The following is a 14,408-nucleotide window of genomic DNA, read 5'->3' on the forward strand; positions in this document are numbered from 1 at the left end:
TTCGGTATGCATGTGTAGTTGGACTACATGCAGCTTGCATTTCACCAAGTTAGTGCGTAAATGCACTATTTTGGTGCGGTTTTCCGGATGGTATCGATGTCATTGGTATCGCGGCGTGTTCGGGCGGCGTGGAGGCTCGACGCATCGCCTGAATCGCCTGCGTCGAACGGCTTGGGCAACACGCGCGTCCAAACCGAGATATGTACTTAAACTAGCAATATCGATGAATTGATATGTGGGGTTGTGTATAGTATTCTTGCCTCGTCATAGAATGAAGTGTTGCCTTCACCGTCATTCGATATGTAGCGAGACTACTTTGCGGTCCCGATTGGGATTTTTGTTACCTCTTTTTAGCCGAAGCCTGCCATGCGACGCTGTTTTGCAACACTTTTCCTCGCGACCGTCTTTCTTCACCGTGCCCTGGCCGCGCCGGCCATCGAGCACCTCGAACCGCCCTTCTGGTGGACCGGCATGCAGCATAAAAGCGTGCAGCTGATGGTGCATGGCGCCGGGATCGGCCGCATGCAGCCGGCCGTCGACTATCCCGGCGTGCGCATCGCGTCGAGCACGCGGGTGCCGAATGCGAACTACCTGTTCATCGACCTCGAGATCGCGCCGGATGCGCAAGCGGGCAGCTTCGACATCGTGTTCGAGGGCGGCGGCGCCAGCCTGCGCCATCCCTACCAGTTGCGCGCCCGCGCGCCCGGCTCCGGCGCGCGCCGGGGCTTCTCCAACGGCGACGCCATCTACCAGATCATGCCGGACCGCTTCGCCAACGGCGATCCATCCAACGACAGCGTGCCCGGCATGCTGGAAAGGGCCGACCGCAAGAACCCGGGCGGACGCCATGGCGGCGACATCCAGGGCGCGATCGGCCGCCTCGACTACATCGCCGGTCTCGGCTTCACCCAGCTCTGGCCCACGCCCCTGGTCGAGAACGACATGCCGGCCTACTCGTACCACGGCTATGCGGCCACGAACCACTACCGGATCGACCCGCGCTACGGCAGCAACGAAGACTTCGTGCGCCTGTCGAACGAGGCCAGGAAGCGCGGCATCGGCCTGATCCAGGACGTGGTGCTCTCGCACATCGGCAAGCACCACTGGTGGATGAAGGACCTGCCCACGCCCGACTGGATCAACTACGGCGGCCAGTTCGTACCCACCGCCCACCACCGCGTCGCGGTGCAGGACAAGTACGCCGCGCAGGCCGACAGCCGCAACTTCACGGCCGGCTGGTTCGTCGAATCGATGCCGGACCTGAACCAGACCAACCCGCTGGTGGCCAATTACCTCATCCAGAACAACATCTGGTGGATCGAATACGCCGGCCTGTCGGGCCTGCGGATCGATACCTACGGCTATTCCGACGGCGCCTTCCTGACCGAGTACACCAGGCGCCTGATGCGCGAGTACCCGAACCTGAACATGGTGGGCGAGGAATGGAGCACGCTGCCCCCGGTGGTGGCGCGCTGGCAGCGCGGCAAGGTCAATTTCGACGGCTATACCTCCTCGCTCCCGAGCCTGATGGATTTCCCGTTGGTGGAAACCATGCGCGGCGCCCTCGGCAGCCCCGGCAAGGGGTTCACCGGCGTCTACGAGATGCTCTCGCTCGACCACCTGTATCCGGAGCCGGACAAACTTGTCCTCTTCGGCGGCAACCACGACATGGCGCGCATGTACAGCGTCGTCGGCGAAGACTTCGACCGCTACCGCATGAACATGGTGTTCCTGATGACGATGCCGCGCATCCCGCAGTTCTACACCGGCGACGAAATCCTGATGACGAGCCCGACGAAGGAGCGCGACGACGCCGCCTACCGCATCGATTTTCCCGGCGGCTGGGCCGGCGACAAGGTCGATGCCTTCAGCGGCAGGGGCCTGGGCGCGCGCCAGCGCGAAGCGCAGGCGCTGGTGCGCAAGCTGGCTACCTGGCGCAAGGGCGAGCCGGTCATCCACACCGGCAAGCTGATGCATTTCGGCCCGCAGGACAACACCTGGGTCTATTTCCGCTATAGCGACAACAAGCGCATCATGGTCGCGATGAACAACAATCCAACAGAGATGGTCTTGCCGACCGCGCGCTTCCAGGAGATGCTGAAGGGAACCCCTTCCGGCGTCGACATCCTGAGCGGCAAGACGGTCGACCTGGGGCGCGAACTGCGCCTGGCGCCGAAGGCGACGCTCGTCATCGAACTGCCGGGCGCCTGATGCAGTCTTCCCTGCTCACCCTCGCTTGCGGCCGTCCTGGCCTGCGTGGCGGTTTCAAGGGGTGGGAACTACGCTCGGCGGGATGGAGGTCTTCCGCAGCGGGATCGGTGCCAGGCTCCGCCCGGCCGTGGCGTCGCGCCTGACACCTGCTCGAGTATCCGGAACAGCTGCCTGGTATCGAGCGGCTTGACCAGGTGATGACCGGAGCCTGCCGCCAGCGTGCGCTGGCGGTCGCCTTCCAGGCCGTAGCCGGTCACGGCGATCAGTACCGCGCCGGCAGTCGCGGGCTGCGCGCGCAGGTAGGCGGGATTGGCGGCGAGGAGCGTGAAACCGGCATCGATCGGCAGGCAGGGGTAGGGCGAGGCCGCGAACAGCGCCGCGAAATCCGGTCGGGTAGGCATTGTGCATTTTCCCACACAAGCCGCACGGGGGCCTTCAGGCCGGATCCGCCTGCGCGCGTGCGTTCGCCGGCGCGCCGGATGCGGACCCGGCCACTGGCTTGAGCAATAGCAGGCGCCCTTCGACCACGCGAAACTCGAGCGGCATGCGCATGCGCGTCACCTCGCCGTCGGTAGCGACCTTGATGCGCCGGCGCGGCGATAGCGCGGCGTGTTTCACCGTCAGGCGCTTGAACGAAAAGGCGACCACGTTCTCGGCCTCGCCCAGGCGCCCGAGCGCGCCGCGCAGCAACAGGCCGATCATGCCGAGTTTGCCGACCGAGCGCGGCGCGATCGCCGCCAGTTCGCCCTCCTCGACCGCCACGGTCAGCGGTTCCATGCCGACCTGCTCCATCTGCAGCCGGTTGTTCCCGATAAACAGGGTCGGCGTGCGGATCTTGCGCGTGATGCCTTCGGCCTCCATCGAGATGCGCAGCGGGCGGTAACGTCCGAGCGCGGTCTTGAGCGCCGAATAGATGGCGACCATGCGGCTGCGGCCGTACTGGCGCTTGTCGTGCTCGCGCGCCTCGAGCAGCTGCGGATACAGGCCGACGCTGGCGTTGACGAGGAAGATGCGGTCGTTGACCATGCCGATCTGGACCGGCGTGACGCGGGCACCCAGCAGCGCGCGCACGGCATCGGTCAGGTCTTCGGGAATCCCGTGGGTGCGGCCGAAATAGTTGAATGTCCCTTGCGGCAGCACGCCGAACAGGCAGCCCTGGCGCACCGCCTCGTGCGCGACCGTATTGATGGTGCCGTCGCCGCCGGCCGCGACCACGACGCCGCCGTTTTCCTTGGCCAGCACCGCCATGCGCCGTGCGATGTCGCACAGCCTGGCGGGATCGTCGACGATCTCGAGATGGCAGGTGCGGCCTGCCTCCTGCAACCCGTCGCGGATCGTGGATTCGCGCAGGGCGGTTTCGGAATGGCCGGAGCCGGCGTTCAGGACGACGTAGAAGGCTGCGGTCGGACCAGGTTCGGCGGGTTGCATGGAGGAGAGGCTGCTTTCGTGGGTGATCGAACTGACAATCATCCTACCATCGCGCGCAGCCGGGTGCTGCACCGCTGGCCGGCGCCGGAAAGCTTACTCGTCGGCCGTCGGCCAATGGTCCGGATCCTGCAATAACTGATACATGATGTAGGCATCGACATACCCCAGCCGCCTGTGGCGGAAGGCCTTGGGCAGTGTGCCGACAATGGAAAAGCCCAGCTTCTTCCATAGCATGACGGCGGCGACGTTGGTGCTGACCACATAGTTGAACTGCATCGCCAGGTAGCCCTGGCTGCGCGCCTCGAGCAGGCTGTGCTCGCCCAGCAGGCGGCCCACGCCGACGCCCTGCGCGGTCGGGCTGACCATGTAGGAGGCGTTGGCGATGTGGCGTCCGCGCCCGAGCTGGTTCGGCACCACGCGGTACATGCCGACGATGCGCTCGCCCAGCGCCGCGACGCGGCTCGTGACGCCGTTGCCGAACCAGTAGAGCTGGACCGCCTCGCGCGTGGTATCGAGCTCGAACGGGTAGGACTCCCCGGCGCCCACGTGGGCACTGAAGATGTTCCACATGGCCTCGAAGTCGGCGCTGGTGGCGGGGCGGATCTGGATATCTTTCACGGCTGCTCGATGCGGATGGCTGAATAAACAAGCTGGCGATTCTAGCATTCGCGCCGCCGCGCTCAGCGCTCCATACGAAAATCGACCGCCGCCGGACGTCCTTCCAGGTGCAGGCGCACCGCTGCACGCGGCGCCTCGGCCACGATCCGCCCGCGGCGCACCACGGCGCGGCGCGCGGCGCGCAGGCGGATTGCCTCGACCGGGCCGGATGCGTCAAGCAGCACCAGGTCCGCATTGCAGCCGGGGCGGATGCCGTAGCCCTCGATCCCGAGGATGCGCGCCGGCGTCTCGGTAACGGCAAGGAAGCACTGGCGCATGGCCTCCTGCCCCGTCATCTGGGCCACGTGCAAGCCCATGTGCGCCACTTCCAGCATGTCGCCCGAACCGAGACCGTACCAGGGGTCCATCACGCAGTCGTGGCCGAAGGCGACGTCGACGCCGGCCGCCAGCAATTCGGGCACGCGCGTCATGCCGCGCCGCCGGGGATAGGTGTCGTGACGGCCCTGCAGGGTGATGTTGATCAGCGGATTGGCGATCGCCGCCACGCCCGACTCCTTGATCAGCGGCAGCAGTTTGCTCACATAATAATTGTCCATCGAATGCATCGAGGTCAGGTGCGAACCGGCCACCCTGCCCTGCAGCCCGAGGCGCCAGGTTTCATAGGCCAGCGTCTCGATGTGGCGCGACAGCGGGTCGTCGGTCTCGTCGCAATGCATGTCCACGCGCAAGCCACGCTCGGCCGCGAATTCGCACAGCAGCCGCACCGATTCCGCCCCCTGCGCCATCGTGCGCTCGAAGTGGGGGATGCCGCCGACCACGTCCACGCCCATGCCGACCGCGCGCTTGAGGTTGTCGAAGGCGCCGGGGCTGCGCAGCAGGCCGTCTTGTGGAAAGGCGACCAGCTGCATGTCGATATACGGCGCCACCCGGCGCTTTACTTCCAGCAGGGCCTCGACCGCAAGCAGGCGGTCGTCGCAGATATCGACGTGGGTGCGGATCGCCAGCAAGCCGCGCGCAACTGCCCAGTCGCAATAATGCAACGCCCGTTCGACCAAGGCTTCTTGCGCCAGCTGCGGCTTGAGTTCGCCCCAAAGAGCGATTCCCTCAAGCAAAGTTCCTGATTCGTTAACGCGCGGCAAGCCGTAACTGAGTGTCGCGTCCATGTGGAAATGGGCATCGACGAAGGGCGGCGTGACGAGGTCCCCGGCGGCATCGATTTCGCGTGCGCCCTGTACGGACAGGCACGGTTCGACGGCGGCGATGCGCTCGCCGAGCACGCCGATATCGATCCCGCGGCGGCCGTCGGCCAGGCTGGCATTGCGGATGACTAGGTCCATGGAAACTCCTGTTCAGATCGGATGATTGTACGATTTCCAACGCGCACGAACCAGTTTCTGGCGTTCGAAGATATTCATGCTGCATTGCAATATTGCGCTGACACTGATTTCGTAGAATTCGATTGGCAGCGCTCAACATCGGGACTACACTAGTTATGTTGCAGTGCGCCATAACCGAACGAATAGGGAATCACGATGACTTCACTTCCAGAACAGTTCTCCGCAGCTCGCCTGACCCAGATCGACAATGGATTCAACCTGATCCGCAATCTCAGCGACCAGGCGCTCGACCAGACCGGCCGCTTGATTGCACTCCAGCTCAACGCGTCGCGAACCGCCATCGAAAAGTCGACCGCCGCCGCGCACCAGTTGCTGGCCTTGCGCGACCCGCGCGACCTGCTCGCGCTCGGCTCGCAGTCGCAGCAACACCTGCAATCGATGTTCGACTATAGCCGCGAGCTGTTTTCGATCGCCGCCGGCGCCAGCGTCACGCCGCTGCGCAGCTATAGCGTCGACGCCCTGAACGCCATCGCCACGTCGAATGCCGCCGCGGCGCAGCAAACCGTGCAGGCGGCGGTGGCCAGCATCACGCCTGACGCTCCTGAAGCAGCGCCGGCGGCGGCGGCGCAAGAGGCGGCTGCCGTCGCTGCTCCTGCTCCTGCTGCTGCTGCTGCTCCTGCTCCTGCTCCTGCTCCTGCTGCTGCTGCCCCTGCTTCCGCCGCTGAACCGGAGAGCGCAGCGCAGAGCGCGCCGGCCGGCTTCTCGATCGTTACCTCCGACATCGAGCCAGGCTCGGCGCAGACGGCGATCGCCCAGGCCGCGCGCGAAATGGCCGACATGCCGGATACGCCGCCGCATCCGGTCGCCGCCAGCGTGCCGGTCGAAGTCTCGGTCGAGATCGAACTGCCGAAGGTCGAGCCGGTCGACGCCGCGCCGCCGGTGGCCAACACCACCACGACGACCAGGGTCACGGAAATCCGCGGCACCAAGGGCCGCCGCAAGCAGAACTGATCCGGTTCTCGAGGCGCGCTGCGCCTGGAGCGTAAAAAAAGTAAACTAGCGGGCTTCGGCCCGCTTTTTTATTTCCGCGGGCGCCAATCCAAGGAATGTCATGCTTCTAGCAAGCCTGGTCGGCAGCTTCGTCCTGCGCCACTGGAAAGCCTATGCCTCGTCGGCGGTGATGCTCGTCGGCGTGGCCGTGTGCACGGTCTGGGTGCCCAGAAAAGTCGGCGCCATGATCGACGGCCTGGCCGCGCACAGCTTGTCGGGCCAGGAGCTCATGGTGCAGATCATGCAGCTGCTGGGCCTGGGCGTGGCGATCTACGTGCTGCGCGTGAGCTGGCGCATCCGCCTGTATGGCGCGGCGTATCGCCTCGGCGTCGAACTGCGCATGCGCCTGTACGCGCGCCTGTCGGCGCAAGGCCCGGCTTTTTATCACAAACAGCGCACCGGCGACCTGATGGCACTGGCCACCAACGACATCGACGCCATCGAGATGGCCGCTGGCGAAGCCATGCTGGCCGGCTTCGACGGCACCCTGACGCTGGTGATGGTGCTGGGCGTGATGCTGCTCGGCGTCGATTACCGCCTGGCGCTGATCGCGTTGCTGCCCTTCCCGCTCATGGGCCTGGCCTTCTGGACCATCTCGCGCCACATCCACACGGCCGAGACGGATTCCCTGAAGCGATTCTCGGCCCTGAACGACCATGTGCAGGAATCGCTCTCGGGCGTGCGCACCGTGCGCGCCCTCGGCCTGGAAACCCGCAGCGCAAACCAGTTCTCGGTCCTGGCCGGCAAGGCCGCCGAGGCCAGCCTCGACGCCCAGAAATGGGAAGCGGCTTACGAGCCGGCGGTCGGCCTGACGCTCACCGCCGCCAGCACGCTCACCTTGGGCCTGGGCGGCTACCTGGTCTGGAACAACCAGCTGACCATCGGCGCGCTGACCAGCTTTACGATGTACCTCGGCCAGCTGATCTGGCCGATGTTCGCGGCCGGCTGGGTGCTCTCGCTGATCGAACGCGGCCGCGCGGGCCTGGCGCGCCTGCAGCCGATGCTCGACGCGCCGCTGACGGTGCGCGACGAAGGCGCGCTCACGCGCATCGAGGACGGCTCGCTGGTGCTGCGCGACGTGCGCTACGCCTACGGCCTCCTGGACGGGGAAGCCGCACGTCCGGCGCTCGACGGCGTCTCGGTCGTGCTGCGGCCCGGCATGACGCTCGGCCTGGTCGGCCCGACCGGCGCCGGCAAGTCGACGCTCTTGCGCCTGCTGCTGCGCCAGGCCACGCCGCAATCGGGCAGTGTGAGCTGGGGCGGGCATTCCTTGAGCGCCTACAAGCTCGATGCGCTGCGCGCCGCGACCAGCTGGGTGCCGCAGGAATCGTTCCTGTTCTCGGCCAGCATCGCCGAGAACATCGCCCTCGCCCGCCCCGGCGCAAGCCGCGCCGACATCGAAAGGGCGGCCGACATGGCCGCGATCCACGACGACATCCTGCGTTTCCCGCAGGGCTACGACACGCCGGTCGGCGAGAAAGGCATCACGCTCTCGGGCGGCCAGCGCCAGCGCGTGGCCATCGCCCGTTCGCTGCTGGCCGAGAGTTCGCTGCTGCTGCTCGATGACGCGTTGTCCGCGGTCGATACCGGCACCGAGACGCGCATCCTCGAACACCTGGCCGCGCTGCGCGCCGCGCGGCCAGGGCTGATGGCCATCATCGCCAGCCACCGCCTGTCTGCGGTCGCCGATGCCGACCAGATCGTGGTGCTGAAAGACGGCCGGATCGTCGAATCGGGCGACCACGACACCCTGCTCGCCCTGGACGGCTGGTACGCCAGCCAGTGGCGCTACCAACAGCTGGAGGCCAGCCTTGACGCAAGCTAACCAACCCGACAAAGCCGGCCGTGCCCAGCTCACGCAAGCGGCCTCGCTGCTGCGCCGCGCCGCCTGGCCGGACCGGCGCCAGCTCGTGCTGGCGACGCTGTGGCTGATGCTGGCCGCCGGCCTGGAAGTGATCGGGCCGATCCTGGGCAAGGCCCTGATCGACGACCACCTGCTGCCGCGCAATGCGGACTGGACGCGCATGGCGCTGCTGCTGGGCGGCGTGCTCGTCTCCGGCTGGGCCGCTTCGTGGCTGCGCTACCTGCAGCTGATCCGCCTGTCCGGCATGGCGATGCGCTCGGTGCGCCGCCTGCGCGAATGGGTCTACGGCCATGTGATGCGCCTGCCGATGGCTTTTTTCGATCGCGCCATCACGGGCCAGCTGGTGAGCCGCGTGACGAACGACACCGAAGCGGTGAAGACCCTGTATATCCAGGTGCTGTTCGTCCTGCTCGACTCGAGCATCGTCCTGGTCGGCACCATGATCGCCATGGCCTGGCTCGACTGGCGCCTGATGCTGATCGTGCTGGCCCTGTTGCCGGCCGTGCTGGTCATCGTCTGGCTGTATCAGCGCCTCTCGGCCCCCGCGGTGACGCGCGCACGGGGGCTGAGAAGCGAGATCAACGGCCAGATGGCCGAATCGATCGGCGGCATGGCCGTGCTCCAGGCCAGCAATGCGGCCGGCCGCTTCGGCGAGCGCTTCGCCGCCACCAACGACAGGCACTACCGCGCGCGCCTGTCCGAGCTGAAGGCCAACGCATTTCTCTTGCGTCCCGCGCTGGACATGCTCAACGTGATCCTGCTGGCGGTCGTCATCTTCTCTTTCGGCCGGCGCGAAATTGGCGCGGTCGAAGTCGGCGTGCTGTACGCCTTCATCAGCTATATCGCGCGCGTGGTCGAGCCGCTCATCCAGATCACGATGCAGTTCAGCGGCCTGCAGCAGGCAATCGTCGCCACGGCACGCGTCTCGACCCTGCTCGACGAAGCCGGCGCGGCCGAACACGCGGCCGGCCGCGCCCTCGGCACGCGCTTGCAGGCGCGACCCGACGCCCCGGCCGTGCGGGTGCAAGGCGTGAGCTTTGCCTATGTCGCGGGCCAGAACGTCCTGCACGACATCTCGCTCGACATCCCGCAAGGCGCCTTCTTCGGCATCGTCGGCCATACCGGCAGCGGCAAGTCGACCTTGCTGTCGCTGCTGCTGCGCTACTACCCGGCGGGGACCGGGCGCATCGAGATCTGCGGCGAACCGATCGCCGGCATCGACAACGAACACTTCCGCGACGAAGTCGGGCTGGTGCCGCAGGACCCGTTCATCCTGGCGGCGTCGGCGCGCGAGAACATCGACATGGGGCGTGGCCTGCCGCTGGAGCGGATCGAGACGGCCGCACGCGCGGCGCACGCGCACGACTTCATCGCGGCGCTGGAAGAAGGCTACGAGACTTCGCTCGGCGAAGGCGGCTCGCGCCTGTCCTCGGGCCAGAAGCAGCTGATCGCGATCGCGCGGGCGCTTGCCGGCGAGCCGCGCATCCTGCTGCTGGACGAAGCGACCTCGCGCATCGACAGCGCGACCGAACAGATCGTGCAGGAAGCGCTGGACGAGTTGCGCGGCCACGTGACGATCATCGCGATCGCGCACCGGCTATCGACGATTCGCGACGCCGACCGGATCGTGGTCCTGAACCACGGGCGCATCGCGGAATCGGGGGCGCATGCGGATCTGATGCGCATCGAGGGTGGCTTGTATCAGAGGTTGTATCTGTTGCAGCAACTGGCCGTGTGAATGGCTGAGACGGCTGGTGTCAAACGGCTGGTGTCAGGTCTGACATTCAGACACGGCCTCAACCGTAAATTGAACCTGTGCAAGCGGTATGTAATTTCAGCCAAACAGGCAGTCTGCGATGAAGAAGGTGCAATGACCGCAAGGCAGAGCTCGTGTCTGAATGTCAGACGTGACCCCAGCCGTCATTACCCAGCCGTCCAGCCGTCAGCCTTCTAGCCCTGCCGGCCCGCATCCGATGCAGCCCGGCAGTAAGATAGAAACGCCTGCGCAATCTCAGCGCCGCCAAGCGCTCATCAAGTACCGTTGCCGGTATGACGCGACCACTTCGACTTGAGTTTCCCGGCGCCCTTTACCATGTCACTTCACGCGGCAACCGGCGCAATCCGATCTATCGGAACGAGGCCGATCGGCGTGCCTGGCTCGACGTGCTTGGACGGGTATGCGAACGCCACCACTTCGTCATCCATAGCTTTTGCCAGATGACCAATCACTACCATCTGCTGATCGAGACCGTGGAAGCGAATCTTTCGCAAGGCATGCGGCAACTCAACGGCTTGTACACCCAGCATTTCAACTGGCGACACAGGCTCGTTGGACACTTGTTTCAAGGCCGGTACAAAGCGATTTTGGTGCAGAAAGAACGTTATCTCTTAGAACTGTCCCGTTATATCGTATTGAATCCACTGCGCGCGAAAATCGTATCGTCCTTGGACGACTGGCAATGGAGCAGCCATCACTTTGTCAATCAAGAAAGCCCGCCCAGCTGGTTCGATCGCGATTGGCTCCTGAGCCAGTTCGGCAACGGGCCATCGACGGCTGTTTCAGCTTATAAAGCGTTTATCCTGGCGGGCATGAACGAGGCCAGCCCGCTTGCCGCTACCCGCCACCAGATCCTGTTGGGCGACGACGCGTTCGTTGCTGGATACCAGCGCTTGCAGCGCTCGGAGGGCCTCGTAGAGACTGTCAGGACCGAGCGCCGTGCAGTGGCACTTTCCCTTCCTGCCTACCGGTCACGGTATCCGAACCGAAGCGAAGCAATGGCGCGTGCCTACCTGTCGACAGCGTTCACGATGGGCCAAATAGCAGACGCTTTCGGCGTGTCGGCCAAAACAGTCAGCCGGGCAGTGGCTGCTTTTGAGAAGACGGCGTCAGAAATTAAGGAAGAGCTCGTGTCCGGATGTCAGACCTGACACCAGTTTTTACCAGTTTTTATGCGGCGCCGACGGGCAACCTGATTTCGAAGGTCGCACCCTGGCCGCGGCCGCCACTGGTGACGCTCAGCGTCCCTTCGTGCAGCTCGACGATGCGGCGCGCGATGTACAGGCCCAACCCGAGGCCGGTGGCGTTGTTTTGCTGCTGCAGGTTGAAGGCGCCGAACACGTGCGGCAGGTCTTCGGGCTCGATGCCCTGGCCGGAGTCGGCGATGTCGATCGACACCACGTCCTGGCTGCGCCCGATCGCGATGCGGATCACGCCGCCCTCGGGCGTAAACTTGGTCGCATTGAAGAGCAGATTCCAGAACACCTGCTGCAGGCGGCGGCCGTCGGCATCCAGGCGGATGCGGTCGCCGTAATCGCTCGGCGTCACGCGCAGCGAGATGTTCTTGGTGTGGGCGAAGGTTTCGACCGTCGAGATGGCGTCGCGCAGCACCTGGCCCAGGTTGACCTGGGTGCGGTTGACCGACATCTGGCCGGTCAGCGTGCGCGCGGCGTCGATCAAGTCATCGACCATGGCCGCTTCCTGGCGCACGTGCACGCGCATCGATTCCAGGCCGCTGACGGCTTGCGGCGGCAGGTCGGGGATCGTGCGCAGCATCATCTCGATGCGCATCGACAGCGCCGACAGCGGCGTACGCATCTCGTGCGAAACGGTTGCCAGGAACAGCTCTCGCGTGCGGTTCACGCGCGTGAGGTCGTCGATGGTTTCGCGCTGGCGATCGAGCGTGCCGGCCAGCGTTTCGAGCAGCCCGGCATAGGTGCCCATCCTTTGCTCGGACACGGGCGCGTCGAGACGCACCTCGTTCCACAGCAGGTGCCCGGGCAGGCCGATCTGCTTGGCGATGCGTTCGCATTCGAGCGGTGAACTGAAGTCGGCAAAGCGCCAGCCGAACACCAGCACGCCGTACACCTGGTCGCGCAGCTGCAGCGGCAGCGAGCACACGCGCAGTCCGCCGAACTGCGCCGAGGCGGGCCTGGCGTCGGCGCAGCTGGACGCGACCAGCGTGCGCTCGAGCGCCGTGCCGGGACCGTCGTCGGCCCACAGCGTCGAACCGGCCAGCAGGCCGGCCAGGCGCGAGGCCGTCTGCGGCCCGATGCGGCGTACGCCGGCGATGTCGTAGGCCGAGGTCACGAGCCCGGTCGCTTCGGTAAACTGCCGCAAGGGCGTTTCCCAGTCATCCCAGTCGACCGGGGCGTTGCCCGGCAGCTTGGCTGTGATCACCGGGGCTGCTCGAGCGGGAGGTCCTGCGATTCCGGCAAGGGATCGCCCTTGACCATCGCTTCCTCGATCAGGGGACTCTGGCGCGACGGGGAACGCGACAGCAGGCCGTAATACGAGGAGAACGGCAGTTGCGGGACGGCGCCCGACTGTTCGCTGTCGCTCTCGTCGATCAGCAGCAGGCCGCCCACGCCGATGGTGTACTCGCGCGTGACCTGCAGGTTGCGGCTGCCGCGTACCTTGGGCACGGCGATCGCGCGGCGCAGGATGGTCGACACCTCCACGTAGTTCAGCAGCACGATGTTGTCGACCAGGTGCGAGCCCTTAAGTTCCTCGCTGATCTGCGAGACGCCCAGCAGTTCCGGGCTTTCGTAGTTGAACAGGGTCGTCGCCAGGCGGTTCTTGAAGAAAGTCGCCAGCGCGTACAGGTAGTCGGCCACTTCGTTGCGGCTGGTCATCTCGTAGACGGCGATCGAGTCGAAGACGACGCAGTCGATCCCGTGCTCCTCGACCAGCTTGACGATGCGGTCGAAGTGGACATCGAGTTCCAGTTCCAGCGGCGACTCGTAATGGATGAACATGTCGCCGGCGTCGACCGCGGCCTGGATATCGAAGCCGAGCGACTTGGCGTTGCGCGTGAGCTGGGCCTGGTGCTCGTCGAGGCTCACCAGCAGCGTCTTGTGGCCTTCACGGATGGCGTTGGTCAGGAACTGCACGCTCAGCACCGTCTTGCCGGTGCCGGAAATACCGCTCACCAGCGTCACGGACCCTTTATAAATACCGCCGTCCATCATCTTGTCGATGGCCGGGGAACCGGTCGACAGGCGCTCTTCGGAGGTCGGCTGGATCTCGGAGGTGAGCGGGCGCGACTGGGCGCGGCGGTAGACGTGCACGCCCACGCCCGGCTCGATGCGCATCGTGTGGCTGCCGCCGATGAAGTCCTGGCCGCGCGACTTCATCACCGTCAGCCGGCGCTGCACGCGCCGGCGCTGCTCTTCGCGCGTGAGCGAGATGATGGTGTCGAACACGAAGCGCTCGTGCGCCAGCACGCCGGTGATCGACTCGTCCTTTTCGGCGGTGACCATGGTGGTCACGCCCAGGCGCGTCAAGCCTTCGATCAGCAGGTGCACGTCTTCGCGGAAGGGCATGTCGTTCACCTCCGCGTACAGGCGCAGCGGCGTGAGGCCGTCGATCAGCAGGCGCTTGGCGCCCATCTCCACCAGCGAAGCGGCGAAAGCGCCGTCGGCGCTGCGGAACTCGCTCAGCAGCACGGCCGGACTGGTCTGGATGATCTTGATCTTGCCCTGGTCGATCATGCCCTGCAGGTCCCAGTCGAAGCCGGCGGCGTCGCGCAGCAGCTTGGCCGGGTCGAGTTCGAACGAGACGATGGCGCCCGGCTCGTCGTGATCGAGTGCGCCGTGATAAATGAAGCCCAGGCCCAGCGTGGTCTTGCCGGAACCCGGCGGACCCTCGACGATCAGGTTATTGTTGCGTGGGATGCCGCCGTGCAGTACCTCGTCGAGTCCGGCAATGCCGGTCTTTACCAATCCGTTCATCATCTTGCCCTTATAGCTTGCCTTTTTATATAGGCGGTCAGCTTACCATGCGCGCGCCAGGCGCTTGCGATGAAGCCGTCAGGCGGGCAGCCCTCATATGCATGCAAACAGACAATAACTGACCGCTAACAGCGCCGTTTCGCGGTCGCTTTTTGCGATAGCCGTTAGAA

Annotated in this window: 11 protein-coding genes; 5 read left to right on the plus strand and 6 right to left on the minus strand. The window is 65.4% G+C overall.

Features of this window, described 5'->3' with window-relative positions:
* Positions 1-366: 366 nt before the first annotated feature.
* Positions 367-2,211, plus strand: coding sequence for a glycoside hydrolase family 13 protein (locus tag ACFPOU_RS10800; RefSeq protein WP_379720581.1), 1,845 nt, complete (start codon positions 367-369; stop codon positions 2,209-2,211).
* Positions 2,212-2,279: 68 nt separating this feature from the next.
* On the opposite strand, the gene ACFPOU_RS10805 is transcribed toward ACFPOU_RS10800, so the two are convergent.
* From ACFPOU_RS10805 to ACFPOU_RS10820, 4 genes are all read right to left on the minus strand, one after another.
* Positions 2,280-2,612, minus strand: a complete 333-nt coding sequence (locus ACFPOU_RS10805) for a response regulator (RefSeq protein WP_379720584.1) — start codon at positions 2,610-2,612, stop codon at positions 2,280-2,282.
* Positions 2,613-2,646: 34 nt separating this feature from the next.
* Positions 2,647-3,639, minus strand: a complete 993-nt coding sequence (locus tag ACFPOU_RS10810) for a diacylglycerol/lipid kinase family protein (RefSeq protein ID WP_379720587.1) — start codon at positions 3,637-3,639, stop codon at positions 2,647-2,649.
* Positions 3,640-3,732: 93 nt separating this feature from the next.
* A complete protein-coding gene (locus ACFPOU_RS10815) occupies positions 3,733-4,257 on the minus strand; it encodes a GNAT family N-acetyltransferase (protein WP_379720590.1) in 525 nt (174 codons plus the stop codon).
* A 62-nt stretch (positions 4,258-4,319) separates the two neighbouring features.
* A complete protein-coding gene (locus tag ACFPOU_RS10820; protein ID WP_379720593.1) occupies positions 4,320-5,594 on the minus strand; it encodes an amidohydrolase family protein in 1,275 nt (424 codons plus the stop codon).
* A gap of 195 nt (positions 5,595-5,789) precedes the next feature.
* Between ACFPOU_RS10820 and ACFPOU_RS10825 the strand changes: the two genes are divergently transcribed.
* The 4 genes from ACFPOU_RS10825 (at position 5,790) to ACFPOU_RS10840 (ending at position 11,436) form a co-directional block, all read left to right on the plus strand.
* Entirely contained in the window at positions 5,790-6,605 is an 816-nt protein-coding gene (locus ACFPOU_RS10825) for a phasin family protein (RefSeq protein ID WP_379720596.1), read from the plus strand.
* Positions 6,606-6,705: 100 nt separating this feature from the next.
* Entirely contained in the window at positions 6,706-8,469 is a 1,764-nt protein-coding gene (locus tag ACFPOU_RS10830; RefSeq protein ID WP_379720599.1) for an ABC transporter ATP-binding protein, read from the plus strand.
* Positions 8,470-8,575: 106 nt separating this feature from the next.
* Positions 8,576-10,246 carry an ABC transporter ATP-binding protein gene (locus tag ACFPOU_RS10835; RefSeq protein ID WP_379721228.1) on the plus strand — a complete coding sequence of 557 codons (1,671 nt, stop codon included), beginning with the start codon at positions 8,576-8,578 and terminating at the stop codon, positions 10,244-10,246.
* A gap of 311 nt (positions 10,247-10,557) precedes the next feature.
* Entirely contained in the window at positions 10,558-11,436 is an 879-nt protein-coding gene (locus tag ACFPOU_RS10840; protein ID WP_379720602.1) for a transposase, read from the plus strand.
* A 19-nt stretch (positions 11,437-11,455) separates the two neighbouring features.
* On the opposite strand, the gene ACFPOU_RS10845 is transcribed toward ACFPOU_RS10840, so the two are convergent.
* The gene (locus ACFPOU_RS10845; RefSeq protein ID WP_379720605.1) at positions 11,456-12,685 is read right to left on the minus strand and encodes a sensor histidine kinase; all 1,230 of its coding nucleotides are present in this window, start codon (positions 12,683-12,685) and stop codon (positions 11,456-11,458) included.
* On the minus strand, positions 12,682-14,238 hold the full coding sequence (locus tag ACFPOU_RS10850; protein ID WP_379720608.1) for an ATPase domain-containing protein: 1,557 nt from the start codon (positions 14,236-14,238) through the stop codon (positions 12,682-12,684). Before ACFPOU_RS10850 ends, ACFPOU_RS10845 begins: the two co-directional genes overlap by 4 nt.
* Positions 14,239-14,408: the final 170 nt, after the last annotated feature.

Source organism: Massilia jejuensis (assembly GCF_042656795.1).
GTDB classification, from domain to species: Bacteria; Pseudomonadota; Gammaproteobacteria; order Burkholderiales; family Burkholderiaceae_D; genus Telluria; species Telluria jejuensis.